23 protein-coding genes and 2 pseudogenes are annotated in these 23,888 nt (G+C 74.1%); 17 read left to right on the top strand and 8 right to left on the bottom strand.

Annotation, left to right across the window (positions count from 1 at the left end; genetic code table 11):
- The first annotated feature begins 24 nt into the window (after positions 1-24).
- Positions 25-1,050 (top strand): LacI family DNA-binding transcriptional regulator, encoded by a 1,026-nt coding sequence (locus AC067A_RS34260; protein ID WP_479247095.1) that lies wholly within the window; start codon positions 25-27, stop codon positions 1,048-1,050.
- Positions 1,051-1,152: 102 nt separating this feature from the next.
- Here the strand turns inward: AC067A_RS34260 and AC067A_RS34255 are convergent.
- Positions 1,153-1,459: pseudogene (locus AC067A_RS34255) on the bottom strand (LutC/YkgG family protein); the annotation flags it as partial.
- Positions 1,449-1,937 (bottom strand): annotated as a pseudogene (locus AC067A_RS34250) (class II aldolase/adducin family protein); the annotation flags it as partial. The pseudogenes AC067A_RS34255 and AC067A_RS34250, both read right to left, overlap by 11 nt.
- Before the next feature lie 384 nt (positions 1,938-2,321).
- On the opposite strand from AC067A_RS34250, the gene AC067A_RS34245 reads away from it, so the two are divergent.
- Together AC067A_RS34245 and AC067A_RS34240 are read left to right on the top strand one after the other, a co-directional pair.
- Entirely contained in the window at positions 2,322-2,642 is a 321-nt protein-coding gene (locus tag AC067A_RS34245; RefSeq protein WP_479247094.1) for an L-rhamnose mutarotase, read from the top strand.
- A 94-nt stretch (positions 2,643-2,736) separates the two neighbouring features.
- Positions 2,737-3,801, top strand: coding sequence for a LacI family DNA-binding transcriptional regulator (locus AC067A_RS34240; RefSeq protein WP_479247092.1), 1,065 nt, complete (start codon positions 2,737-2,739; stop codon positions 3,799-3,801).
- A 165-nt stretch (positions 3,802-3,966) separates the two neighbouring features.
- Here the strand turns inward: AC067A_RS34240 and xylA are convergent, their stop codons facing one another.
- On the bottom strand, positions 3,967-5,136 hold the full coding sequence (xylA, locus tag AC067A_RS34235) for a xylose isomerase (protein ID WP_479247091.1): 1,170 nt from the start codon (positions 5,134-5,136) through the stop codon (positions 3,967-3,969).
- Between the two features lie 111 nt (positions 5,137-5,247).
- Between xylA and AC067A_RS34230 the strand changes: the two genes are divergently transcribed.
- The 3 genes from AC067A_RS34230 to AC067A_RS34220 all read left to right on the top strand — a co-directional run bounded on the left by AC067A_RS34230 (position 5,248) and on the right by AC067A_RS34220 (position 8,688).
- Positions 5,248-6,906 (top strand): FGGY family carbohydrate kinase, encoded by a 1,659-nt coding sequence (locus tag AC067A_RS34230; RefSeq protein ID WP_479247089.1) that lies wholly within the window; start codon positions 5,248-5,250, stop codon positions 6,904-6,906.
- Positions 6,907-6,990: 84 nt separating this feature from the next.
- The gene (locus AC067A_RS34225) at positions 6,991-7,221 is read left to right on the top strand and encodes a hypothetical protein (RefSeq protein WP_479247087.1); all 231 of its coding nucleotides are present in this window, start codon (positions 6,991-6,993) and stop codon (positions 7,219-7,221) included.
- Positions 7,222-7,434: 213 nt separating this feature from the next.
- The gene (locus AC067A_RS34220; RefSeq protein ID WP_479247085.1) at positions 7,435-8,688 is read left to right on the top strand and encodes a serine hydrolase domain-containing protein; all 1,254 of its coding nucleotides are present in this window, start codon (positions 7,435-7,437) and stop codon (positions 8,686-8,688) included.
- A 15-nt stretch (positions 8,689-8,703) separates the two neighbouring features.
- Here the strand turns inward: AC067A_RS34220 and AC067A_RS34215 are convergent, their stop codons facing one another.
- Together AC067A_RS34215 and AC067A_RS34210 are read right to left on the bottom strand one after the other, a co-directional pair.
- Positions 8,704-9,630: a ketopantoate reductase family protein gene (locus tag AC067A_RS34215; RefSeq protein ID WP_479247083.1), complete on the bottom strand. Its 927-nt coding sequence runs from the start codon at positions 9,628-9,630 to the stop codon at positions 8,704-8,706.
- Positions 9,627-10,199: a winged helix-turn-helix transcriptional regulator gene (locus tag AC067A_RS34210; protein ID WP_479247081.1), complete on the bottom strand. Its 573-nt coding sequence runs from the start codon at positions 10,197-10,199 to the stop codon at positions 9,627-9,629. The genes AC067A_RS34215 and AC067A_RS34210 overlap by 4 nt, the downstream gene beginning before the upstream one ends.
- An 80-nt stretch (positions 10,200-10,279) precedes the next feature.
- On the opposite strand from AC067A_RS34210, the gene AC067A_RS34205 reads away from it, so the two are divergent.
- From AC067A_RS34205 to AC067A_RS34180, 6 genes are all read left to right on the top strand, one after another.
- On the top strand, positions 10,280-11,515 hold the full coding sequence (locus AC067A_RS34205; protein ID WP_479247079.1) for an ROK family protein: 1,236 nt from the start codon (positions 10,280-10,282) through the stop codon (positions 11,513-11,515).
- Positions 11,516-11,841: 326 nt separating this feature from the next.
- A complete protein-coding gene (locus AC067A_RS34200; protein WP_479247078.1) occupies positions 11,842-13,314 on the top strand; it encodes an ABC transporter permease in 1,473 nt (490 codons plus the stop codon).
- A gap of 75 nt (positions 13,315-13,389) precedes the next feature.
- The gene (locus AC067A_RS34195) at positions 13,390-14,097 is read left to right on the top strand and encodes an ABC transporter ATP-binding protein (protein WP_479247076.1); all 708 of its coding nucleotides are present in this window, start codon (positions 13,390-13,392) and stop codon (positions 14,095-14,097) included.
- Between the two features lie 125 nt (positions 14,098-14,222).
- Positions 14,223-15,095 carry an alpha/beta fold hydrolase gene (locus AC067A_RS34190; protein ID WP_479247074.1) on the top strand — a complete coding sequence of 291 codons (873 nt, stop codon included), beginning with the start codon at positions 14,223-14,225 and terminating at the stop codon, positions 15,093-15,095.
- 389 nt (positions 15,096-15,484) lie between these two features.
- The gene (locus tag AC067A_RS34185) at positions 15,485-16,921 is read left to right on the top strand and encodes a WGR domain-containing protein (protein WP_479247072.1); all 1,437 of its coding nucleotides are present in this window, start codon (positions 15,485-15,487) and stop codon (positions 16,919-16,921) included.
- Positions 16,918-17,412 carry a hypothetical protein gene (locus tag AC067A_RS34180; RefSeq protein ID WP_479247070.1) on the top strand — a complete coding sequence of 165 codons (495 nt, stop codon included), beginning with the start codon at positions 16,918-16,920 and terminating at the stop codon, positions 17,410-17,412. Before AC067A_RS34185 ends, AC067A_RS34180 begins: the two co-directional genes overlap by 4 nt.
- A gap of 134 nt (positions 17,413-17,546) precedes the next feature.
- Here the strand turns inward: AC067A_RS34180 and AC067A_RS34175 are convergent, their stop codons facing one another.
- A complete protein-coding gene (locus AC067A_RS34175; RefSeq protein WP_479247068.1) occupies positions 17,547-17,969 on the bottom strand; it encodes a DUF350 domain-containing protein in 423 nt (140 codons plus the stop codon).
- 165 nt (positions 17,970-18,134) lie between these two features.
- Positions 18,135-19,511, bottom strand: a complete 1,377-nt coding sequence (locus tag AC067A_RS34170) for a M20/M25/M40 family metallo-hydrolase (protein ID WP_479247066.1) — start codon at positions 19,509-19,511, stop codon at positions 18,135-18,137.
- 171 nt (positions 19,512-19,682) lie between these two features.
- On the opposite strand from AC067A_RS34170, the gene AC067A_RS34165 reads away from it, so the two are divergent.
- Both AC067A_RS34165 and opcA read left to right on the top strand, forming a co-directional pair.
- Positions 19,683-20,234, top strand: coding sequence for a DoxX family protein (locus AC067A_RS34165; protein WP_479247064.1), 552 nt, complete (start codon positions 19,683-19,685; stop codon positions 20,232-20,234).
- Positions 20,235-20,320: 86 nt separating this feature from the next.
- Positions 20,321-21,235, top strand: coding sequence for a glucose-6-phosphate dehydrogenase assembly protein OpcA (gene opcA, locus AC067A_RS34160; RefSeq protein ID WP_479247062.1), 915 nt, complete (start codon positions 20,321-20,323; stop codon positions 21,233-21,235).
- A gap of 46 nt (positions 21,236-21,281) precedes the next feature.
- Here the strand turns inward: opcA and AC067A_RS34155 are convergent, their stop codons facing one another.
- Positions 21,282-22,253 carry an acetylxylan esterase gene (locus AC067A_RS34155; RefSeq protein WP_479247060.1) on the bottom strand — a complete coding sequence of 324 codons (972 nt, stop codon included), beginning with the start codon at positions 22,251-22,253 and terminating at the stop codon, positions 21,282-21,284.
- A gap of 216 nt (positions 22,254-22,469) precedes the next feature.
- Between AC067A_RS34155 and AC067A_RS34150 the strand changes: the two genes are divergently transcribed.
- The 3 genes from AC067A_RS34150 (at position 22,470) to AC067A_RS34140 (ending at position 23,840) form a co-directional block, all read left to right on the top strand.
- Positions 22,470-22,751, top strand: coding sequence for a hypothetical protein (locus tag AC067A_RS34150; protein WP_479247058.1), 282 nt, complete (start codon positions 22,470-22,472; stop codon positions 22,749-22,751).
- Positions 22,752-23,148: 397 nt separating this feature from the next.
- Entirely contained in the window at positions 23,149-23,619 is a 471-nt protein-coding gene (locus AC067A_RS34145; protein WP_479247056.1) for a DUF2975 domain-containing protein, read from the top strand.
- Positions 23,619-23,840 carry a helix-turn-helix domain-containing protein gene (locus tag AC067A_RS34140; protein ID WP_479247054.1) on the top strand — a complete coding sequence of 74 codons (222 nt, stop codon included), beginning with the start codon at positions 23,619-23,621 and terminating at the stop codon, positions 23,838-23,840. The genes AC067A_RS34145 and AC067A_RS34140 overlap by 1 nt, the downstream gene beginning before the upstream one ends.
- Positions 23,841-23,888: the final 48 nt, after the last annotated feature.

Below are 23,888 nucleotides of genomic sequence, written 5' to 3'. Positions count from 1 at the left end.
GGGGATCGAGGGGAAACACACAGCATGAGCACAGCAGCGGGCAGGCGCCGTCCGGCGACCATCCACGACGTGGCCCGCGAGGCCGGGGTCTCGCGCGGCACCGTCTCCCGTGTCCTCAACGGCGGCCACTACGTCAGCCCGACCGCCAAGGCGGCCGTCGACGCCGCGATCCGAAGAACGGGATACGTCGTCAACCGGCACGCCCGCTCGCTGATCACCGGCAAGTCGGACTCGGTGGCCTTCCTCCTCACCGAGCCCCAGGAGCGCTTCTTCGAGGACCCCAACTTCAACGTCCTCCTGAGGGCCTGCACCCAGGCGCTCGCCGCCCAGGACATCCCCCTGCTCCTGATGATCGCGGGCACCGAGGACGAGCGCCGCCGCAACCTCCGCTACATCGAGGCCGGTCACGTCGACGGCGTCCTCCTCGTCTCCAGCCACTCCGGCGACCCCGTGGTGGCCCGGCTGCACGAGGCCGGCGTCCCCGTCGTCGCCTGCGGCAAGCCGCTCGGCCAGACCGCCAAGATCGGCTACGTCGCCGCCGACGACCGCGACGGCGCCCGCGACATGGTCCGCCACCTGTACGCGACCGGGCGGCGCCGGATCGCCACCGTCACCGGCCCGCTCGACACCCCCGGCGGCGTCGAGCGCCTCGCCGGCTACCGCGAGACGCTGACCGAATGCGGGCTGCCCGTCGACGAGCTGCTCGTCGCCACCGGCGACTACAGCCGCGCCAGCGGCGAGGACGCGGCCGGCGTCCTCCTGGAGCGCGCCCCGGACATCGACGCCGTCTTCGTCGCCTCCGACCTGATGGCCCAGGGCGTCCTCGACGCGTTCGCCCGCGCGGGCCGCCGGGTCCCCGAGGACATCGCCGTCGGCGGCTTCGACGACTCCCCGGCCGCGGTCTCCTCCCGGCCCCCGCTCACCACCATCCGCCAGCCCTGGGACCGGATCAGCACCGAGATGGTCCGCACCCTGCTCGCCCGGATAGCGGGCGAGGACCCGGCGGCGGTCATCCTGCCCACCGAACTCGTCCGCCGCGAATCGGCGTAGGGGGCGTCTCGCCGACCGGGCCCCGGCACGATCGGCGGGACACCCCCAGGGCACTCCCGCGGCCGACGGCCGGGCTCCTTCCGGGCGCCCGGCCGCTCGCCGTCACCCCTCGCCGACCAGGATCACCTCGGGTGTCCGGGGCCCGTGCACCCCCTCCACCCGGTCGAGCTCGATGTCACTCGTCGCCGAGGGCCCGGAGATCCACGTCAGAGGACGCGCCGGGTCGAGCCGCGGCAACGCCCGCGCCACCGACGTCACCGCCTGCTCCGGGGCCCGCACCACACACGTGCAGATCGGGCACGAGGGTGAGCGCCCGCCGCCCCTGCCCCGGGCCACCGTCGAGCACGATCGTGCCGGTCTCCGCGATCGCCGGCGCGCAGCCCGTCACCACGGCGTCGGCGGCGTCGAGTCCGGACGACGAGCAGCGCGTGCCGCTCGCACTCCTGCGAGGTCGCGCCCCGGACCGTGATGCCGTGACCGCCGAGGACGCAGCCGATCGCCCGCGGGTGGGCGTCCTTCACAGCCGCGATGTCCAGGCCCGGCTGGAAGCCGGGGCGGCGCCACGGCACCCCCACCACCACCGTGTCGCCGAGGCATTCGGCGGTCGGCTTCTCGCCGTCGGCCGCGCAGGCGAGCGCGATCCCCGCGTCCGGGCGGAGGTGGTCGACGTGGTCCGCGTCGACCAGGCCGTGCATGGCGGTGTCGACGGACGGGGCCGCGCCACCCCTGCCGTACAGGCAGGGGCCGAAGGCCGCGACCATCTCGTCCTCGCGCTCGGCGCCCGGGTGGACGTCGGCGAGGGCGCGCAGCCGGTCGAGGCGGAGTACCGCGAGCCCGCCCTCGGTGAGTGTGCCCAGTTCGCCGCCGGAGCCCTTGACCCACATCAGGGCGGCGTAGTCGTCGACCCCGTCCCGCGGGGTGTGCAGCGACACCTTCGGCGCGACGCCGGTGCAGGCGTGGACCTGCGCCGCGTCGTCGAGCTTCTCGTACGGGTGGCGGGGACCCCCTGCTGGGCGAACACCTTGAACCGGGTCCCGGAGCTGCCGTAGCCCCACGAGGGCGTTTCGGTCCGCCGGGCGGCGAGTGCGGTCTTCACGGCAGCGATGTCGGGCAGGTCCACCTCGGAGCCTTGGAGTGAATCGATTCAGTACACAGGGGAAGCTAGCCACCACGGGTGATGCCGTCAAGACTCTTGACCGTGCGAGCGATCAAGCCCTAGCGTCCTGACCCCACAGAAATGAAACATTTCAGTCGACGGGTGGAGGGCGAACGTGCAGCGGGTCTGCTTCCTGCTGAAGGTCAGGGCCGAGCGGGTGGACGAGTACCGCGCCCGCCACGCCCGCGTCTGGGACGACATGCTCACGGCGCTCTCCGGCGCCGGCTGGCACAACTACTCCCTCTTCCTGCGCGAGGACGGACTCCTCGTCGGCTACCTGGAGACCCCGGACTTCGAGCGGGCGCGCGCCGCCATGGACGCCACCGACGTCAACGCCCGGTGGCAGGCCGAGATGGCGGACTTCTTCGAGGAGCTCGACGGACGCGCGCCCGACGCCGCGATGCGCCCGCTGACCGAGGTCTTCCACCTGGCGTGACGGGCCGGACGGCGCGGCCGCATAGGATGAAAGACGGGGCCGTGCCTCGTACGGACGACAGGGCGGCAGAGGCGGGACGGACCAGGTGGGACGGATGACGGACACCGCGCGGACGATCGGGAAGGGCGGCTCCGCCGGGGGCGCCGGGAGCGTCGGCATCAAGGACGTGGCGCGCGAGGCCGGGGTCTCCGTCGGCACCGTCTCCAACGTGATCAACCAGCCCGACCGGGTCTCGCCCGCGACGCTCCAGCACGTGCGTGCCGTCATCGCCCGCCTCGGCTACGTGCGCAGCGAGTCCGCCCGCCAGCTGCGGGCCGGCCGCAGCCGCATCATGGCGCTCCTCGTCCTCGACATGGGCAACCCCTTCTTCGTCGACATCGCCCGCGGCGCCGAACGCACCGCGCGCGCGGCCGGACTCGGCGTCATGGTCTGCAACAGCGACCAGAACGCCGGCGACGAGGCCGACTACCTCTCCCTCTTCGCCGAGCAGCGCGTCCGGGGCGTCCTCATCACCCCCGCCGACCCCAGCGGCGCGAACCTGCGCGACTTCCGCCGCCACGGCATCCCGTCCGTGCTCGTCGACCGCGTGGCGGGCGAGGACGCCGGCTGTTCCGTCTCCGTCGACGACGTCGTCGGCGGCTCCCTCGCGATCCGCCACCTCACCGCGACCGGCCACCGCTCCTTCGCCTACGTCAGCGGCCCCTCCCACCTCCAGCAGGTCCGCGACCGGCGCGAGGGCGCCCTCCTCGCCCTCGCCGAGGCCGGACTGCCCGCCTCCGCGCTCCAGGAACTCCCCGCCGAGCGCCTCGACGTCGCCTCCGGGCGCGACGCCGGCTCACGCCTGCTCGGCCTGCCCACCCGCCCCACCGCCGTCTTCTGCGCCAACGACCTGCTGGCCCTCGGCGTCCTCCAGGCGCTGTACGCGGCGAACGTCCGGGTCCCCGAGGACATGGCCATCGTCGGCTACGACGACATCGAGTTCGCCGCCGCCGCGACCGTCCCCCTCACCTCCGTACGCCAGCCCGCCCTCACCCTCGGCGCCAAGGCCGCCGAACTCCTCCTGGAGGAGACCGGCGACCACGCCTCCGACCACCGGCACGAGCACGTCGTCCTCCAACCGGAACTGGTCGTCCGCCGCTCGACCCTGACCGGCCGCTGACCCCCGGGCCCCGCACGGAGCCCGGGGGCCGGTCGGCGGGGCGACGCCGACGCACGCGGCCATGGCCGGCCGGGCGAGGCGCACGGACGGCCGACCCCTGATCCCCGGGGCCGGCCCGCCCCCGGGCGGGTCGCCGCGCGAGGGCCGGAGCGACGCCGGTGCGGCTCAGCGCACGCCCAGCAGGTGCTCCAAGGCCAGCTGGTCGAGGTGTTCGAAGGCCATCGAGCGGGCCGCGGCCGCGTCGGGGTCGAAGGTCTCGTAGGCGGTGGGGTCGGCGAGCAGCGCCGCGAGGCCGTCGGCGGCCGTCGGGACGGAGAGTTCGGGCAGCCGGGACGCGGCGAGCGCCGCGACGACGTCGGGGTCGGCGCGGAAGGCGGCCGCGCGCTCCTTGAGGATCAGGTAGTTCCGCATGCAGTTGCGCGCGGACTCCCACACCCCGTCGAAGCCGTCCGTGCGCACCGGCTTGAAGTCGAAGTGGCGCGGGCCCTCGTAGCCGGCCGTCTCCAGCAGGTCGACCAGCCAGAACGCCTGGCGCAGATCGCCCGCCCCGAAACGGAAGTCCTGGTCGTACTTGATGCCCGACTGGCCGTTGAGGTCGATGTGGAAGAGCTTGCCCGCCCACAGCGCCTGCGCGATGCCGTGCGGGAAGTTGAGGCCCGCCATCTGCTCGTGACCGGTCTCCGGGTTCACGCCGACCAGGTCGGGGCGCTCCAGCCGCTCGATGAAGGCGAGCGCGTGTCCGACGGTGGGGAGCAGGATGTCGCCGCGCGGCTCGTTGGGCTTGGGCTCGATCGCGAACCGCAGGTCGTAGCCCTGCTCGGTGACGTACTGGCCGAGCAGGTCGAAGGCCTCCTTCATCCGGTCGAGCGCGACCCGGACGTCCTTCGCCGCGCCGGACTCGGCACCCTCCCGGCCGCCCCACGCCACGTAGACCGTGGCGCCGAGCTCGACGGCCAGGTCGATGTTCCGCAGGGTCTTGCGGAGCGCGAAGCGGCGCACGTCCCGGTCGTTGGCGGTGAAGGCGCCGTCCTTGAAGACGGGGTGGGTGAAGAGGTTGGTGGTCGCCATCGGCACCGCGAGCCCGGTGCGGTCCAGGGCGGCCCGGAAGCGCTTGACGGCCGTGTCGCGCTCGGTCTCCGTGGCGCCGAAGGGGATGAGGTCGTCGTCGTGGAAGGTGATGCCGTACGCGCCCAGGCCGGCGAGCCGCTCGACCGCCTCGACCGGGTCGAGGGCCGGGCGGGTGGCCTCGCCGAAGGGATCGCGCCCCTGCCAGCCGACGGTCCACAGACCGAAGGTGAACCGGTCCTCGGGGGTGGGGGAGAAGGGCTCCGTCATGGTCTCTCCTTGTGTGCTCGCTCTGGCCGCCAGATTTGTTTTCTGAGATAACTAATACGGGACGGAGCCGTCCGGCGCCAGCCCCGACCAGCTGAGAGATGAGGTGAGGGCGTGCCCGCGAGCCGCTCCGTCGTGATCGGCGTGGACAGCTCCACGCAGTCCACCAAGGCCGCCGCCGTCGACGCGGACACCGGCGAACTCCTCGCCCTGGGCCGCGCCCCGCACACCGTCACCGGCACCGGCGGCGCCCGCGAGAGCGACCCCGAGCAGTGGTGGACCGCCCTCGTCACGGCCGTCCGCGCCGCCGTACGCGACGCGGGCGTCCCCGCCGCCTCCGTCACCGGCATCGCCGTCGCCGGCCAGCAGCACGGCCTCGTCACCCTCGGGCCCGGCGGCCGCCCCCTGCGCCCGGCCCTCCTCTGGAACGACACCCGCTCCGCCCCCCAGGCCGCCGACCTCGCCACCCGCCTCGGCGGCCCCCGCTCCTGGGCGGCGCGCACCGGCTCGGTCCCGGTCGCCTCCATGACCGCCGCCAAGTGGCAATGGCTCCGTGCGCACGAACCCGCCCACGCCGCCGCGGCCACCGGCGTCCGCCTCCCCCACGACCACCTCACCGAACGCCTCACCGGCCTCGCCGTGACCGACCCGGGCGACGCGTCGGGGACGTGCTGGTACGGGACGGGGGGTGCCTCCGGCGCGGGTGGCGGTGGGGGCGGCGCGTCCGCTGAAGCGGCGGGCGCGGGCGCCGGTGACGCGTCCGGTGTCGAGGGAGGCGCGGGCGGCCCGGCCGGGGAGAGGCGAGGCGCGGGCGCCGGCGGCGCGTCCGGCACGGGCGCCACCGGCGCCACGGGCGACACGCGCGCGGTCGGCGCCTACGACCCCGAGATCCTGGACCTCCTCGGCCTCGACCCCGCCCTGCTCCCCGTCGTCGCCCCCTCCGGCGGCACCCGTGTCGGCATGCTCACCCCGGCCGCGGCCGAGGCGCTCGGTCTGCCGCGCACCGTCGTGGTGGCCGCCGGGACCGGTGACAACATGGCGGCCGCCGTAGGCCTCGGACTCGGGGGAGCGGGGCTGCTCGACCACCCGGTCGTCAGCCTCGGCACGTCCGGTACGGTCTTCGCCGCGACCAGGACGCGCCCGGCCCATCCGGCACTCGCCGGGTTCGCCGCCACCGACGGCACGTACCTCCCGCTCGGCTGCACCCTGAACTGCACACTGGCCGTGGACCGGTTCGCCACGCTGCTCGGGCTCGACCGGGAGGACGCGCGCCCCGGCGAGGGCGTCGTCGTGCTGCCGTACCTCGACGGCGAACGCACCCCCGACCTGCCCCACGCGGCCGGACTCGTCACCGGCCTCCGGCACGACACGGACCCCCGCGCGGTCCTGGGGGCCGCCTACGAGGGCGCGGCGTTCACCGTGCTCCGCGTCCTCGACGAACTCCTCACCGCCTGCGGCCTGGACCCCGCCGACCCCGCCGTACGGGACCGCCCGCTGTGCCTCGTCGGCGGCGGGGCGCGCGGCCGGGCCTGGACGGAGACCGTCCGCCGGCTCTCCGGCCGCCCCCTCGTGGTCCCGGCCGCCGACGAACTCGTCGCCCTCGGCGCCGCCGCCCTCGCCCACGGCGCCGCGACCGGCACCGACCCCGTCGCCGTGGCCACCGCCTGGGGCACCGGCGCCGGCGAGGTCCTGCCCCCGCTCACCCGAGACGACGCCGCCTGGCAACGCGTCGACGCCGTCCTCACCGCCGCCGCGCCGACCCTGCTGAGCTGACCCGTCCGATTCCCGCGTACGGGTCCGGCAACGGGAGGCCCGGGCTACCGTGGGGGGGGGGGGGGGAACGACGGGGGAGGAACTGTGATCGCTCTGCTGGTCCTGTTCGGGGTGCTCGGCGGCGCCGGGGTGTGGTCGACGGTCGTGCTGCTGCGCCGCGGCGCCCGCCGCACGGAGACGGCCGAGGGCCTGCTCCTCGAACAGCAGGCCCTGCGCCAGGCCCGCCACGACCGCGTCTCCTTCGGCACCACCGCCGTCCACAACTCGCCCCCCACGGCGGGTGACTCGTACCGCGGCCGCGGCTTCCGGCCGTAGCGGAAGCCGGCGGGCGACTCGTACCGCGACCCCGGCTTCCGGCCGTAGCGAAAACCGGCGGGAAGCCGGGACCGGGTACGCGCCGGAGCGGGGAGCCGGGACGCTTCGGGTACCGCCGAACGCCGTCCCCGGGCTGCCCCACACGGGCGGGTCCGGCCGGCCGTGCGGAGTGTTCGGGCGGAAAGCGGCCCGTCTGCGGCCATAGTGCGGGCCATGACACGCACACCCTTCCCCCGTACGCGACCACGAGCGCGTACCGGTACGCGCAGGGCGCTCCTGTGCGCCGCGCTGCTCACCGTCGTGGCGCAGTCCACCGCCGCGGCACCGGCGTTCGCCGACGGGCCGGGCGGCCACGGCGGACGCGACTGCGTGCGGACCGAACGCCCGCTCGACGGGCAGGCGCGCAAGGTCCTGGAGATCACCCGCAAGGCGCAGAAGGACCTGAGGCTGAAGGCCGTGGAGCTGCGGGTCACGGTCGACGGCCGCGAGGTCGTCACGGACGCGCTCGGCGAGTCCATGACCGGCGTACGGGCCGAACCGGACATGCACTTCCGGGCCGGCTCCGTGGCCTTCGCCCACATCGGCACGGCCCTGCTCCGGCTGGTCCAGGAGCGGAAGGTCGACCTGGACGACACCGTGGAGCGCTGGCTGCCCGACCTGCCCAAGGCCGACGAGATCACCCTGCGGATGCTGGCCTCCAACACCAGCGGTCTCCACGACTACGTGACCGACCCGGCCTTCGGGGCCGAGCTGGGACCCCACCCGTTCCGCGCGTGGACCCCGCGGGAGCTGCTCGCGTACCCGCTGCGGCACTCCTTCTGGTACGAGCCGGGCACCAGCTGGAGCTACTCCCACGCGAACTACCTGCTCCTGGTCGCCGCCCTGGAGAAGATCACCGGCGTTCCCATCGAGGAGTTCGTCAAGGAGCGGGTCACCGGCCCGCTCGGGCTGCACGACACCCGGAACAGCTTCACGCCCGAGATCCCGCGCCCGGTCCTGCACGCCTTCACCTCCGACCGGGGGTTCTACGAGGAGTCCACCTTCTGGAACCCGTCGTGGACCACCGCGCCGGGCGCCGTCATCACCACCCACATCTGCGACCTCGCCCGCTCCGCCGAGGGCATCGGCAGCGGCGAACTCCTCTCCCCCCGCGCCTACCGCACCCTGCTGAACCCGGGCACGGTCGGCCTCGGCGGCCAGAGCCCCACCTGCCCGGCGTCGATCTGCCTGAAGCAGACCCCCGCCAAGCACTTCGGCCTCGGGGTCATCGTCGTGAACGGCTGGGTCCTCCAGAACCCGTCGTTCTCGGGCTACGCGGCGATCCAGGCGTACCTGCCGTCGAAGCGCCTCGCCATCGCGGTCTCGACGACGAAGACGCCGACGACCCCCGACGGCAACACCGCCGAGGTCGTCGCCCAGCGCATCGCGGCCGAACTCGCCCCGGGCGCACCGCTGTCGATCACCTGAAGGAGCCCGGGGCGCTCAGGCCCCGTTCGCGATCCGCCGCTCGTGGACGCGCAGGTGCAGAGTCGCCAGGTCGAGCAGGGGGGTCGCGACGCCGAGGGCGCGCGCCCGGTCGGTGAGGTCGCCGAAGAGGTGCTCGACCTCGGTGGGCCGGCCGGCGGCGAGGTCGCGGTAGAGCGACGGGACCAGCGGCGAACCGGAGGCGGAGACCACGGCGAGGGTGGCCGCGCGCTCGGCCTCCGGCACGGGGTGCCCGGCCGCGGCGGCGACCGCGGCGGTCTCGTCCAGGACCGCGGGTCCGAGGGCGGGGCCGCCCGGCGCGTCGTACACCTCGCCGACCGTGCCGCGCATCAGGCTCGTGACGGCGCCGAAGGTCGTGATGAACACCCACTTGTGCCACATCGCCGTGATGATCCGCTCCGGCACCGGCGCGTCGATCCCGGCTTCGTCGAGAACGGCCCGGATCTTCTCGACGCGGGGGGAGACGGTGCCGTCCTGCTCGCCGAAGGCGAGGTGGGCGAGCGGGGCGAGGCGCCGGATGTCACCGTCGCCGTCGAGGGTCGTGACGACCTTGGCGACACCGCCGAGGACGGCCGACGTGCCGAAGCGGGCGTTGAGGGCGTCGATGTGGGCGAGTCCGTTGAGGAGGGGCACGACGGCCGTGTCCGGCCCGACGGCGGGGGCGACGTCCTCGATCGCCCGGCCGAGCCCGGTGGACTTCACCGAGAGCAGGACGAGGTCGTACGGGCCGTCCACCTCGTCGGCGGTGACCAGACGGGGCGTCAGCGTCCACTCCTCCTCGCGCCCCACGACCCGCAGTCCGCGTGTGCGGAGCGCGGCCGCGCGGGCCGGGCGGACGAGGAAGGTGACGTCCTGTCCGGCGCGGGCGAGGAAGGCGCCGAAGTAGCCACCGGTGGCACCGGCGCCGACGACCAGGATCTTCATGACTGTGGACCTCTCGTGGGGCGCCCGGGGGACGCGGTGGTGGTGATCAGGGGGTGCAGCAACCGGTGCGGGCGGGCGAGCGCCGCCGTGACGGGGTCGGCGTCCGGGCCCGGCGGGGCGAGCCCGGGGCCGGGGGTGACCAGGACGTCCGCGACCGGGACGCTGTCGCCGCAGCCGGTGCAGCGGCCGTCGGGCGCCAGCGGGGCCTCGTCGGCGGTGTGCCGGAAGACGCGGCGCGGCCCGCCGTCCGCCGCGTAGAACTCCTCGCCCCAGGCGGTGAGCGCGCGGACGGCCGGCCAGAGGGCGACGCCCTTGGGCGTCAGCCCGTAGACCTCGCGGCGGCCGGTGCCCGGCTCGGCCCGGCGCTCCATGACGCCCGCCTCGGTGAGCGTGCCGAGCCGGTCGGCGAGGACGGCCCTGGGCACGGCCAGGTGCGCGGCGAACTCCCCGAACCGGCGGACCCCGTAGAAGGCGTCACGCAGGATCAGCAGGGTCCAGCGCTCGCCGACGATCTCCATCGAGCGGGCGAGGGCACAGGCCTGCCCGCGGTAGTCACGCGGAAGCGTCATGGCCGGAGCCTAGCCCACGACAGTTCGGTGACCGAACCGTTTTCGCGAGAGCGAAAGGGACGACTAGGCTCTCGCTCACCATGAACCAGCCCACGGAACCCAAGGCCGACAAGTCGGGAGTGCGCCGGCACAACCTGAGCCTCGTCCTGCGGACCGTCCACGAGGCCGGCGAGACGACCCGCGCGGCCGTCGCGGCCCGCGTCGGGCTCACCCGCCCCGCCGTCTCGTCCCTCGTCGAACAACTCCTGGACCTGGGCTTCCTCGTCGAGTCGGGCAAGACGTTCAGCGGGCAGGCGGGCAGGCCCGGCACCGTGCTGAAGCCGGCGGACACGGGATCCGCCGGGCTCGGCGTCGAGATCAACGTCGACTACGTCACCGTCTGCGTCGTCGACCTGACCGGGGCCGACCGCGTCCGCCGCACCGAGCGCCTCGACAACCGCGCCGCCGCCCCTGACGTCCTCACCCGAGCCGCCCGGATCGCCGCCCAGGCGCTCGACGCCGCCGCCGGACTGCGGCTCGTCCCGGCGGGCGCCGGACTCGCGCTGCCCGGACTCGTCACCGGCGGCACCGTCCGCCAGGCCCCCAACCTCGGGTGGAACGAGGTCGACGCCGAACGTCTCTTCGGCGAGGCCCTCGCCGCACTCCGCCCCGGCACCGAGGGCCTCCCCCTCACCTCCGACAACGAGGCCAACATGGCCGCCCTCGCCGAGCTGCGCTTCGGCACGCACGGAGACCTCCGCACCTTCCTGCACCTGACGGGCGAGATCGGCGTCGGCGGCGCGATCGTCGTCCACGGCGAACTCCTGCGCGGCGCCCACGGGTTCGCCGGCGAGATCGGACACCTGGTCGTCGACGCCGACGGCCCCCGCTGCCGCTGCGGCTCCCGCGGCTGCCTGGAGCAGTACGCGGGCCAGGCGGCCCTCGTCGGTGCGGCCGGGGCCACCGGCGTGCCGGACCTGGTGCGGCGCGCCGAAGCGGCGGACCCGCGCGCCCTCGAGGCCCTCGCCGACGCGGGCCGCATGCTCGGACGCGCCCTCTCGGGCGCCGTGAACCTCCTCGACCCCGAGGCCGTGGTCCTGGGCGGCATCTACCCCCGGCTGATGGCGTGGCTCGCGCCGGCCCTCGCGGACGAACTCGCCGACCGCGTCGTCTCCGGCCTCTGGACCCCGGACGCCGGCCGCCTGCGCCCCGCCTCCGCCGCCACCGACGCCTCGCGCGGCGCCGCCGCCCTCGTCCTCCACGACGTCCTCGCCGACCCCCTGGCCTACGCACCACCGGCACACGACCGACCCCGACCGCCCACGCCGCGCGACTGACCCCCGCCACGTGGCCTGCCCCGTCGGCGGCGCACGACTGGCCGCGCCCGTTCCTGGCCCGCCCGCAGACGGTGGACGACCGACCCCGCTCGCTCACGCCGCGCGACTGACCCCCGCCCCCTGGCCCACCCCCGCCGGTGGCGCACGACCGACCGCACCCGCCGGCCGGCCTGGCCCCGCCGGTGGCGCACGACTGCCCCCGTCCGTCGGTCGACAGGCGCGCGGTCGCACGTACCCGGCGGCCCGGTGCGCGACCCCGTCCGCTCTCATCCGGCTCTCACGCGGGCCTTATCCCGTCATCACACGCCGCCCCTACCTTCGCGCTCATGTTCTTCACCTACCTCCGGCGCGAACTGCGCCGCCGCAGAAGGGCGGCGCTCGTCGTCGCCTCCGGGCTCGCGCTCGGCATCGCGCTGGTCATCGTGGTCAACTCCGTCTCGTCCGGGATGAGTCGGGCGCAGGGCAAGGTCCTGGAGTCGCTCTACGGCCTGGGTACGGACCTGACGGTGACCAAGGCCCAGGAGCGGCCCGGGAGCGGCGGGCAGGCGCAGCGGCCCCGGTTCGAGTTCCAGGGCAAGGAGGACGGCGAGGAGCAGAGCAGCGACCGGCTGATGGTCCAGGGCTTCCAGACCCTGGCGGACTCCACCGTCGCCACCGTCGCGAAGCAGCAGGGCGTCGACCGGGCGGTGGGCGGTCTGAGCCTCGTGAACCTGAAGATCGACGGCGAGTTCAAGCGCGGGCGGATCCAGCGCGGTGAGGCGCAGCGGGCGCAGCCGGGCGGCCCCGGCGGCGGGACCGGCGGGCCGGGGCCGGGTGACACGGTCACCGGCGGCGGCGCGGCCTTCGACGTGAACTCCTTCACCCTCTACGGCACCGACGTCACCGCCCCCGACCTCGGCCCCCTCACCACCTCCACCATCACGGCGGGCCGTACGTTCAAGACCACCGAGACCGACGCGAAGGCCGTCGTCCTCGACAGCGCCTACGCCCAGCAGGAAGGGCTGGCCGTCGGCGGCGAACTGACCGTCAAGGGAGTCGAGTTCGAGATCATCGGCATCGCGACCGCCGACAGCGGACAGTCCGCCGCCCAGGTCTACCTGCCCCTGAGGCAGGCGCAGACGCTCTCCTCCTCCACCGCGAAGATCACCACGATCTACGTCAAGGCGACCGACTCGACACGGATCGACGCGGTGAAGACCGCCATCCAGAAGAACGTGGCAGGCACCACCGTCACCACCTCGGCCGACCTCGCCCAGACGGTCTCCGGCTCCCTCGACACCGCCGCCGGCCTGGCGTCGAACGTCGGCAAGTGGCTCTCGTACGCGGTACTGCTCGCCGCCGTCCTGGTCGCCGGCCTGCTCACCTCCTCCGCCGTCGGCCGCCGCGTCCGCGAGTTCGGCACGCTCAAGGCCCTCGGCTGGAAGAGCGGCCGTGTCACCCGCCAGGTCGTCGGCGAAGCCCTCGTCAACGGCGTCATCGGCGGCGCGCTCGGCATCGCCGTCGGCCTCGCCGGCGCGTACGCCGTGACCGCCGTCAGCCCCACTCTCACCGCCGAACTCGGCGCGAGTGCCGGCGGGTTCGGCGGCCGGGGCGGCGGTATGGTCTTCGGCGGCCCGGCCGGCGGAGCCCGTACGGCCGTCGACAGGACCGTCGACATCGCCCTCACCGCTCCGGTGAGCGTCACCACCGTGGGCCTCGCCGTCCTCCTCGCCCTCGGCGGCGGTCTCGTCGCGGGGGCCTTCGGCGCCTGGCGCGCCTCCCGGCTGCGCCCCGCGGACGCGCTGCGCCGCGTCGAGTAGCAGACCACCGGGGGCGCGTCCGGCCCCGATCCGCCGGACGCGCCCGAACCCCTCACGCACCACAGGAGTCGCACCATGTACGAACTCATCGGCGTCACCAAGCAGTACCGGCGGGGACAGGAGAGAGTCGACGCCCTCGCCGGGATCGACCTCACCCTGGAGCAGGGGGACCGGCTGGTCATCCAGGGACCCACCGGCGGCGGCAAGTCGACGCTCCTCCAGATGCTCGGCGGCCTCGACCGCCCCACTTCCGGCCGGGTCCTGCTCGACGGCATCGACCTCGCCGGACTCTCCGAACGCCGGCTGACGGCCGTGCGCGGCGAGAACATCGGCTTCGTCTTCCAGAGCTTCAACCTCATCCCCACGCTCACCGCCCAGGAGAACGTGGAGACCGCACTCGTCCCGCTCGGCGTCAAGACCGCCGAGCGGCGGGGCCGCGCCGCGGAGGCGCTGGAGTCGGTGGGCCTGGGCGAACGCCTCGGGCACCTGCCCTCCGAACTCTCCGGCGGCCAGCAGCAGCGCGTGGCGATCGCCCGCGCGCTCGTGAAGCGTCCCAAGGTGCTGCTCGCGGACGAACCCACCGGCAACCTCGACGAGTCGATGCGCGACGAGATCGTCGACCTGCTCGAAGGGCTGTGGAAGGAGCACGGCCTGACCTTCGTCATGGTCACCCACGACAGTGCCATTGCCCGCCGGTCGCCCCGCCTGGCCACCCTCCGCAAGGGGCGCATCACGATCAAGGAGAACCGCTCCGCCACCGTGGCGGGGCCTTCCGCCGGCTGAGACATGGATCACTCCACCCCGACCGTGTTCGGCAATGCCGAACGCCACTACGGTGACGGCGAAGCCACCGGGCCGCGACCGCGGGCCCGGTGGTGGCAGCCGGCATACAGGAGTCAGGAGCCGCCATGTTCACCTTCACCTCCCGGGACGGCGTCGTCATCCACGTCCACACGTGGCTCCCCGAAGGGGAGGCGCGCGGCGTCGTCCAGATCGCGCACGGCATGGGCGAACACGCCGCCCGCTACGCCCCGCTCGCCGGGCACCTGGCCGGGCTCGGCTTCGCCGTGTACGCCGGCGACCACCGCGGCCACGGCCTGTCCATGCACGCGGGCCCCGGCCACTTCGGCGAGAACGGCTGGAACCTCCTCGTCGAGGACGTCGCCGAACTCACCCGGATCGCCCGCGACCGCCACCCCGGGCTCCCCGTGGTCCTCGTCGGCCACAGCATGGGCTCCTTCGCCGCCCAGCAGTACCTGCTCGACCACGCCGCCCTCGTCGACGGCGTCGCGCTCTCCGGCACCACGGCCCTCGACGGCCTCCTCGCCGGACTCGCGGACGCCGCACGGCGGGCCGCCGAGTCGGGCGACGAGGGCGACGGCGTCTTCGACGCGTTCAACGCGGCCTTCGCGCCCACCCGCACGGACGCGGACTGGCTCAGCCGCGACGAGAAGCAGGTCGACGCCTACCTCGCCGACCCGCTCTGCGGCTTCGGCGCCGACGGCCAGGGGATGGCCGACATGGGCGCCGCCGCGGGCCGCCTCGCCGCACCCGAGGGCATCCCGGCCGCGCTGCCGGTCTGCGTCCTCGTCGGCGACCACGACCCCCTCAACGCCCGGCTCACCCTCTCCGACCTGCTGGTCTCCCGCTACCGCCACGCCGGCCTCACCGACCTGACGTACCGCAGCTACGAGGGCGCCCGCCACGAGATCCTCAACGAGACCAACCGGGACGAGGTCGTCGCCGACCTCACCGCCTGGATCGAGCGCGTGACGGGCTGAGCCCTCGGCGTCGAGGACGGCGATCCGTTCGCTGCGCCGGTGCCGCGGCCGTACGTCCATCCAGCGGCGGACGGCGGCAGACGGCGGCGGACTGCGGGGGAGGAAGGGGGTCTGCGCGGGGCGCGACCCGAAGAGGTGGTCCATCGGTGGGCCCTCCGGCCGCCGGCGCACGCGGACGGGCAGGGGCCGCTTCGTCCGCTCGGTCGACATGGCCCTTCCGGCCGTACCCGGGGGGAGGTGACGACACGTCGGATGACCTTCGCATCCCCTCGCCGCGGGGGCGTATGTCCGGAATGTCGCGGTGAAAGCGCCGAATGTCGGGGGCTTTCGTCCCCTGGCCAAGGCTTCACGGCGGGCCGTTGTCAGTGGGTGGACCTACCGTTTTCCCCATGACGACGACGACCTATCTGGAGCTGTCGCAGGACGGCGGCGGTGCCCACAAGTTCTACGAAGTGACCGTCGACGGCCTGACGGTGTCGGTCCGTTACGGCCGGATCGGAGCGGACGGACAGACCCAGCGCTCCACCTTCCCGACCGTCGCCAAGGCGCAGGCCGCGGCGGCGAAGAAAATAGGGGAGAAGGTCCGCAAGGGATACGCCCCCGCGGTCAGGGGACAGCGCGCCGCGCGCGCCGTGACCCGCCGCGAGGTGACCTCCGCCCCCTCCACGGCCCGGGCCGTCGCCCCCGTCCTCTGGCGCTTCCGGACCGGTTCCGCGGCCTTCGGCATCCACGTCGACGAGGAGCGCTGCTGGGTCGGCAACCAGGCGGGAGACGTGTTCACGCTCGACCGCACGGGCGAGGTGCAGGCCCGCTTCAGCCTGCCGGACGGCGTCAAGTGCCTGGTCGCCGACGACTTCTGGATCTACGCGGGCTGCGACGACGGCAAGGTGTACGACCTGTCGTCCAAGCTCCCCTTCGCGGCCTACGACATCGCCACCGACGTCGACATCTTCTGGCTCGACATCCACGAGGGCGTCCTGCACGTCGCCGACCGCTCCGGCCGGCTCACCGTCATCGACCACGAGGACGAGCACCAGTGGGCGCGCGGCGGCCTCGGCGAGCACGCCTGGATGGTCCGCGCCGACGGCGACGCCGTGTACTACGGGGACACCCGGGGCGTCGCCGCCCACGCGCCGGACGGCGGCGGCGAACTGTGGCACACCGCGACCGAGGGCGGCGTCCTCTTCGGCTGGCAGGAGGACACCGCGGTCTACGCGGGCACGTCCCGCAAGAAGGTCCAGCGGCTCGCGAAGAAGGACGGCCGCGTGGAGGCGGTGTACTCCTGCGACAGCCCGGTCTACTCCTGCGCCACCTCGCCCGGCGGCCGGTTCGTGTTCGCCGCCGACTCGGCCTCCTCGGTCTACTGCTTCGCCGAGGACGGCACCCGGCTGTGGAAGCTCGGCACCGGCGGCGGGTCGGCGCTCTCCATGCAGTACCGCGACGAGCGGCTCTACCTCGTCACCACCGACGGTTCGCTGGTGTGCGTGGACGCGAGCGAGACCGCGATCGAGGCCGCCAAGGGCGGCACCGTCCCGGTCGCGCGTGACATCAAACTGGCCGCCGCCCTGCCGGTGTACCAGCCGGCGACGAACGTCGCCGCGGTGACCGCCGTCCACGACGCCCCGGCCGGCTCGGTCGTCGTGGAGTGCGTCACCGAGTCGGGCAGGACCCGCGTCCGGGTCGTCTCCGCCGGTTACGACTCCGAGTGGAACGTGCAGTTCCCGCGGGCCATCAGGGAACCCGGCGCGCGGTACGTGGTGGACTCCCTGCACCCCGCCGCCGGCGGCTTCTACCGCGTGCGCGGCGACATCCGGCGCCTGCTGTGACGGGCGGCCACGGCGCCGCCGGCGGCGGTGGGGGCGGCGTCTTCGAGGCGGCCACGGGCGACGGCCCGCCGCTGCCCCGGGCCGACGCCGAGCAGCGCTCGCGCGAGATCCGCGCCGCCCTCGACGGGCTGCTCCAGATCAGGAGGCTGACGGCTCGGCAGGGCGGCGACCCCAAGGCCGCGCCCGCCGACTGGGAGCGGCGGCAGCCCGTGCGCGCGGTGGCCCTCGCTCTGGAGGGCGGCGGGCTCACCCCCTCGTCCGTCGACGCGTCGGGCGGCCGCGTCGGCACCGGATACCGCGTCACCGCCGGAGAGCGGCCCGGCACGGCCGTCGTGGAGTGGCTCGGCCCGCCGGGCTCGGGCGCCGCCCAGGAGGAGGCGTCGGCACTTGGTTCCTGCGTGCCCGCGCTGGCACGGCTCGGCTGGGAGGCCCTGCTCTACAAGGGCCCGCGCGGGCGCCGTTTCCTGGAGGTGGAGCCGATGGCCGACTGAACCGCCCGATGGCGAACTGAACCGCCCGATGCGGGCCGGGGTCGGCCGGCATCGGCCGGGGCGGTTCCGGACCGATCGGGCAGGGCCGGATGGGGCCGATCAGGCAGGGCCGGATCGGGCTCCGGCTCCCGAGGTCAGGCGATCGAGGCGGACACGATCGCGGAGACCGCGATGTTGCAGGAGGCCGTCACCCAGACCGCCGGGTGCGGCTGGGGGTCGACGAGGGTGGCGCCCAGCTTCCCCGGCGTGACCAGGTCCAGGACCAGGAAGGCCACCGCCATCATCACCAGGCCGAGGAGACCGAACGCGGCGGTGGACAGGAGCCCCTTGCCGAAGTCGTCGTACGTCGTCCAGATCGACGTGAAGACGATCCCGCCGATGCCGAGGAGGGCCGAGCTCAGCAGGATCGAGGCGTTGCGGTTGCGGTCCTCCCAGATCTGGCGCCCGAGCTTCCCCGGGGTCAGCAGGTCCACCAGGACGATGCCGAGGATCAACAGGACCACGCCCAGGGCGCCGTAGGCGCCGGCCCGGCCGAGGCCGTTGACGATGTCGCTCATGGGGTGCCGGCTCCGAAAGATCGCGATCACGGGGGATCGGTGGTCAAGGACCGGCAAAATGTAGCGCACGCGTCAACAGCCACCGCCGCCCACCCGGACTTCGGGCGGACGGCGGTGGAGGGACGGGGCTGGGCAGGGCGCGACGGAACGGAGCGGGGGAGAGGATCATCGCGAGGCGGCGTAGGAGCTCAGGAACAGCGCCTCGGCGAGCGCCATGTTCTCGATCTCCGAGGGGTCCACGCTCTCGTTCGGCGCGTGGATCAGACACCCCGGCTCCTCCACCCCGATCAAGGCGATCTCCGCGGCCGGGAACTGCTCGGCCAGCACGTTGCACAGCGGGATGGACCCGCCCTGCCCCGACTGGACCATGTCCTTCCCGTACGCCTCGCGGAGCGCCGCCGCCAGCGCCCGGTAGGCGGGGCCGTCGGTGCGCGCCCGGAACGGCTGCCCGGCGCTCTCCGGCTCCACCTCGACCCGGGCGCCCCAGGGGGCCGTCGACGTCAGGTGGTCGGTGAGGGCGCGCAGGGCTTCCTCGGCGTCGATGCCCGGCGGCACCCGCAGGCTGACCCGGGCGCGTACCTTCGCCTGGACCGCCGCCGAAGAGCCCACCACCGGCGGGCAGTCGATGCCGAGGACGGTGACGGCCGGCCGGGCCCAGAGCTCGTCGGCGACGGAGCCGGTACCGACGAGGGAGACGCCGTCGAGGACGCCCACGTCGGTCCGGAACTGCTCCGGCGGATAGTCCACGCCCTCCCAGACGCCGTCGTCCGGCAGCCCCTTGATCGCCGTGTTGCCGTGCTGGTCGCGCAGACTGTCGAGGATCCGGACGAGCGCGGCGAGCGCGTCGGGCGCCGGACCGCCGAACATGCCCGAGTGCATCTCGCCCTTCAGCGTGGAGACGGTGACGACCACGTTGGTGAGCCCGCGCAGCGAGGTGGTCGTGGTCGGCAGGCCCAGGGCGAAGTTGCCCGTGTCGCAGACCAGCAGGGTGTCGGCGGCGAAGAGGTCGGGCTGGAGCGGCACCAGTCGCTCAAGGCCGCCCGTGCCCTGCTCCTCCGAGCCCTCGGCCACGAACTTGATGTTCACGGGGAACCCCCGGCCCTCCGGGCCGCCGAGCGCGCGCAGCGCCGTCAGGTGCATGGCGATGTTGCCCTTGCAGTCGGCCGCGCCGCGCCCGTACCAGCGCCCGTCGCGCTCGGTCAGTTCGAACGGCGGGGTCTGCCAGGCGGCGTCGTCGAGGGGCGGCTGCACGTCGTAGTGGCAGTACAGCAGGACCGTGGGCGCCCCCGCGGGCCCCGGCGCGTGACCGACCACCGCGTCCGTGCCGTCCGGGGTCGTCACCCGCCGCATGTCGCTCAGGCCGGCCTCCGTGAAGGCCCGTACGAGGAAGTCGGCGGTCTTCGCGCACTCCTCGGGCGGGAACTGGCGCGGGTCGGCGACCGAGCGCATCGACACCAGTTCGGTCAGGTCCTGCTTCGCCCGCGGCATCAGTGCCCGGACCTTCTCCCGCAGGGCTGCGGTCTCGGTGGCCTCGGCGGTCATGCGTACCCACTTCCCTCGGGGGTCGAAAGCCCACTCAGTCAAGCAACAGCGGGCAAACGCCGCAAAAGATGACTCAAGTGGACTATTGGAGGGGCGGTTCGACGGGCGCCGAGGAAGGGGCGGAACAAGAGTGGACGCGTACCCCTCCGCCTCCCGCATCTGGAGAACCTCATGGGTCACCCCAACCGACGCGATCTCGGGCTGCTCGTGCTCAGGGTCGGCACCGGTGCCGTACTCGCCGCCCACGGCACACAGAAGCTCCTCGGCTGGTTCGGGGGCGGCGGCCTCGAAGGCACCACCAAGGCCATGGAGGCCATGGGCTTCAACCCGGGCCGCCAGAGCGCGATCGCCGCGGGACTCGGCGAGGCGGGCGGCGGCGTCCTGCTCGCCCTGGGTCTCGCCACCCCCGCCGCCGGCGCGGCCGCGGCCGGTGCCATGGCCGGCGCCGTCTCCGTGCACGCCCCGGCGGGCTTCTTCGCCCAGGGCGGCGGCTACGAGTACCCGGGGTTCCTCGGCTTCACCGCCGCCGCGATCGGCGTCACCGGCGCCGGCCGCTACTCCCTCGACCACGCCACCGGCCACGTCCTCGACCGGCCCTGGGTGGTCGCCACCGCCTTCATCGGCACCGCCCTCGCCGCCGCGGCGGTCGTCGGCCGCCGCGCCGCCGAGCAGGCCGAGCCCGAGTCGGGGCCGGAGTCGGAGCCGGAACCGGAGTCGGTCTGACCCCTTACGGGAAGCCGGGGGACCCGCACGCGTCCGCCGCGCGGGAGGGTTAGGCTCGCCGCAGAAGGAAGGGACGGGCGCCGCGCATGAAGATCGATCTGACGGACACGGACTCCAGCAGGATCAACAAGGCGATCCTGCGGGGGCGCAGGGCCGTCGGCACACCCGCCGTCGGCGCCGTGCTCACCCTCATCGTCGTCACCGACGAGGAGAACGCCTACGACGCGGTCAAGGCCGCCAACGACGCCTCCCGGGAGCACCCCTCCCGCACGCTCGTCGTCATCAAGCGCCACAACCGGTCGCCCCGCGGGCGGCAGGAGACCCGGCTCGACGCGGAGGTCCGGCTCGGCACCGACGCCGGCTCGGGCGAGACCGTCCTGCTGCGGCTCCACGGCGAACTCGGCGACCGCGCCGACTCCGTGGTCCTGCCGCTGCTGCTGCCGGACGCACCGGTCGTCGTCTGGTGGCCCGTGGACGCCCCCGACGTCCCCTCGCTCGACCCCCTGGGCTCCCTCGCCCAGCGCCGCATCACCGACATGTACGCGGTCGAGGACCCCCTCGCCGCCCTGGAGGCCCGCGCCGCCTCCTACGCCCCCGGCGACACGGACCTCGCCTGGACCAGGCTCACCCCCTGGCGTTCGATGCTGGCCGCCGCGCTCGACCAGGCGCCGCGCGCCGTCGTGACGTCCGCCGCCGTCGAGAGCGAGGCGGAGAACCCCAGCGCCGAACTCCTCGCCCGCTGGTTCGAGGTCCGCCTCGGCGTCCCCGTCGACCGGGTCGTCACCGACGGCCCCGTGGTCACCGCCGTCGCCATGGACACCGTGGACGGCGAGATCCGCATCGACCGGCCCGAGGGCCCGGTGGCCCGGCTCGCCATCCCCGGCCAGCCCAGCCGCGTCCTCGCCCTCAAGGTCCGCACCACCGCCGAGCTGATCGCCGAGGAGCTGCGCCGCCTCGATCCCGACGAGGCCTACGAGGCCGCCCTGCGCGGCCGCGTCTGACGGGCCGGTACGGCCACCGCCGTACCGCCCTCCGCCACGCGGCCGGCTACCCGCGCAGCCGGCCCGGCAGCCAGCGCAGCTGGGCCGCCTGCTGGAAGGGGCCGCCGCCCTCGTGGTCGTTGAAGTCGTAGACCTCGATGGCCTTGTCCTGCCCGGCGTACGCGTTGAAGGCGGCGAACACCGTGGACGGCGGGCAGGTCTGGTCCTCCAGCGCCGTCGAGAACAGGGCGGGGGCCGCCGCGCGGGCCGCGAAGTGGACGCCGTCGAAATAGGCGAGCGTGTTCCGCACCTGCTCCACGCGGCCGCGGTGCGTCTTCAGGTAGTTGCCGATCTCGCGGTACGGGTTGCGGTCCGTCACGGTCGTCGCACGGGGGAAGTCGCACAGGAACGGCACGTCGGGCGCCACGGCCACCAGGTCCCGTACCAGACCCGCCACCGCGAGGCCGATCCCGCCGCCCTGGCTCCCGCCCGTCACCGCGGTGCGTCCCGCGTCCACCAGCGGGTGCGAACGGACCGCCTCCACGGCACGGACGGCGTCGGTGAACAGCCGCCGGTAGTAGTAGGTGTACGGGTCCTCGATGCCCCGCGTCATGAAACCGGGGAACGACGGCGCGCTGCCCACCGGGTCGGCCGTGTCGCCGGTGGCCCAAGTACTGCCCTGGCCGCGCGTGTCCATCACGAAGTGCGCGAACCCGGCCGATGCCCACAGGAGGTGGGTGTGCGGCAGGCCGCGTCCGCCGCCGTACCCGAGGAACTCCACGACGACCGGAAGCGGTTCGGCGGCGCCGGCCGGGACCACGAACCAGCCCTTCACCGGCTGGCCGTCGAAGCCGTTGAACGTCACGTCGAAGGTCTCGACCGTGACCAGCCCCGTCTCGACCCGCTCGAAGCGGGCGCCGAGCTCGTGCGCGCGGGCCTCGTCGAGGGTCTTCGTCCAGAAGGCGTCGAAGTCCTCCGGCTCCACCGAGGCGCTGCGGTAGGTGCGGAGTTGGTCGACGGGCAGGTCGAACTGCGTCATGTGAACCGCCTGGTGAGTAAGGGTCGCGTTCGGTATCTCGACCGGTCACCACCGGCCCTGCCCACCCTAGCCGCGGACGCACCTGATTCATATACGTGAATAGCGCGTGTCCGGAACCACCAGCACGCCGCCGACCCGGTCCGCGTGACATCCTCGGACGAACCGCCCACACCGTATACAGCCGTGGGCCTTCTTCGTCCTGCGCGGAGGGACTCCATGCTCATCAGCCACACCGTGGGGACGGACGCCCTCCACGTGACCCTCCACTGCGACCTGGACGTCACCAACCGGGCCGCCGCGGCCCTCCAGATCCAGGCGCTCGTCCAGGCGCACCGGCCCGCGCGGGTCGTCATCGAGCTCCCGGTCGCGGACCCCACCCCCGCCACCCTCAGCGCCCTCGCCCGCACCCACCGCATGTGCGCGAGCCTGGACATCCCCCTCTCCCTCGGCGGCGCGAGCCTCCGCACCCGCCGGCTCCTGGATGTGAACGGCGCCTGAACCCGCGAACGGGGACGGGGGGATCAGCCCGCCGCCTCCGGGACGGCATGCGCCGTCGCCCGGCCGTTCACGGCCTCGCCGGCCGGCAGCGGGGCGAGCGTCCCGCCCGCCATGGCCGTCACGATCGGGGCCGCGGCGAGGACCCCCCGCTCGTCGGAGCGCGGTCGGTCTCGTACGGCAGGGGCCGGCCCTTCGGCGAAGGACGTGCGGTCACCGACGCGACGCCTGACCGGACGAGGCGTTGCGTCCGGTCCGAATCCCCGACAGGGCGTTGCGTCCATTCGGCGAAGCGGCCTTCGGTCAGGGGCGCGGGTCGCTCGGTCGCGGACGTCCCGCCTCTTGTGACTCCTATCGAATATCGATAGATTTCCATCGTGAGTCGATGGGAGGTCGGGTGATGGGGAAGTTGACCGTGCAGGCGCTGCGTGCCGTGCTCATGGTGGTGCTCGTCGGCACCGTGTTCGTGCAGGCGTTGATGGCGTGGGTGCTGGTGAGCGGGAATGATCCCGAGGACGGGTCGATGCCGCTGACGGCGCTGCGGGTGATCGTGATCCTGGGGATGGTGGCGGCGCAGGTCGCGCTGGTCTGCGTGTGGCGGCTGGTGGCGATGGTGCGGAGGGGGACGGTGTTCTCGCATGCCGCCTTCCGCTACGTGGACGGGGTGATCGGCGCGATCGTGGCGGCGGCCCTCCTGTGGTTCGCGGTGACGGCGGTGAACGCACCGGGGCAGCGGGAGGACCCGGGGGTGACCGTCATCATGGCGGGGGTGGGGCTGGCCATCCTGGGGGTGGCGCTCGTCGTGCTCGTGCTGCGGATGCTGCTGGCGCAGGCGGCGGGGATGCGGGCCGAGCTGGACGAGGTGATCTGATGCCGATCGCCGTCGACATCGACGTGATGCTGGCCCGGCGCAAGATGTCCGTGAGGGAGTTGGCCGACCGCGTGGGGATCACGCCCGCCAACCTGGCGGTGCTGAAGAACGGCCGCGCCAAGGCGGTGCGGTTCGCCACCCTTGCCGCGCTCTGCGAGGTCCTCGACTGCCAGCCCGGCGACCTGTTGCGGTGGGAGGCCGAGGACGGCACCGACGGGTGACGTGACAGGGCGTCAGGGTGCGCGGACGCCCAGGGAGGGCTCCCGCGC

This window comes from Streptomyces sp. NPDC043176, assembly GCF_056436715.1.
Note: the sequence above shows the minus strand (reverse complement) of the source record. Positions and strands in the feature narration are given on the sequence as shown.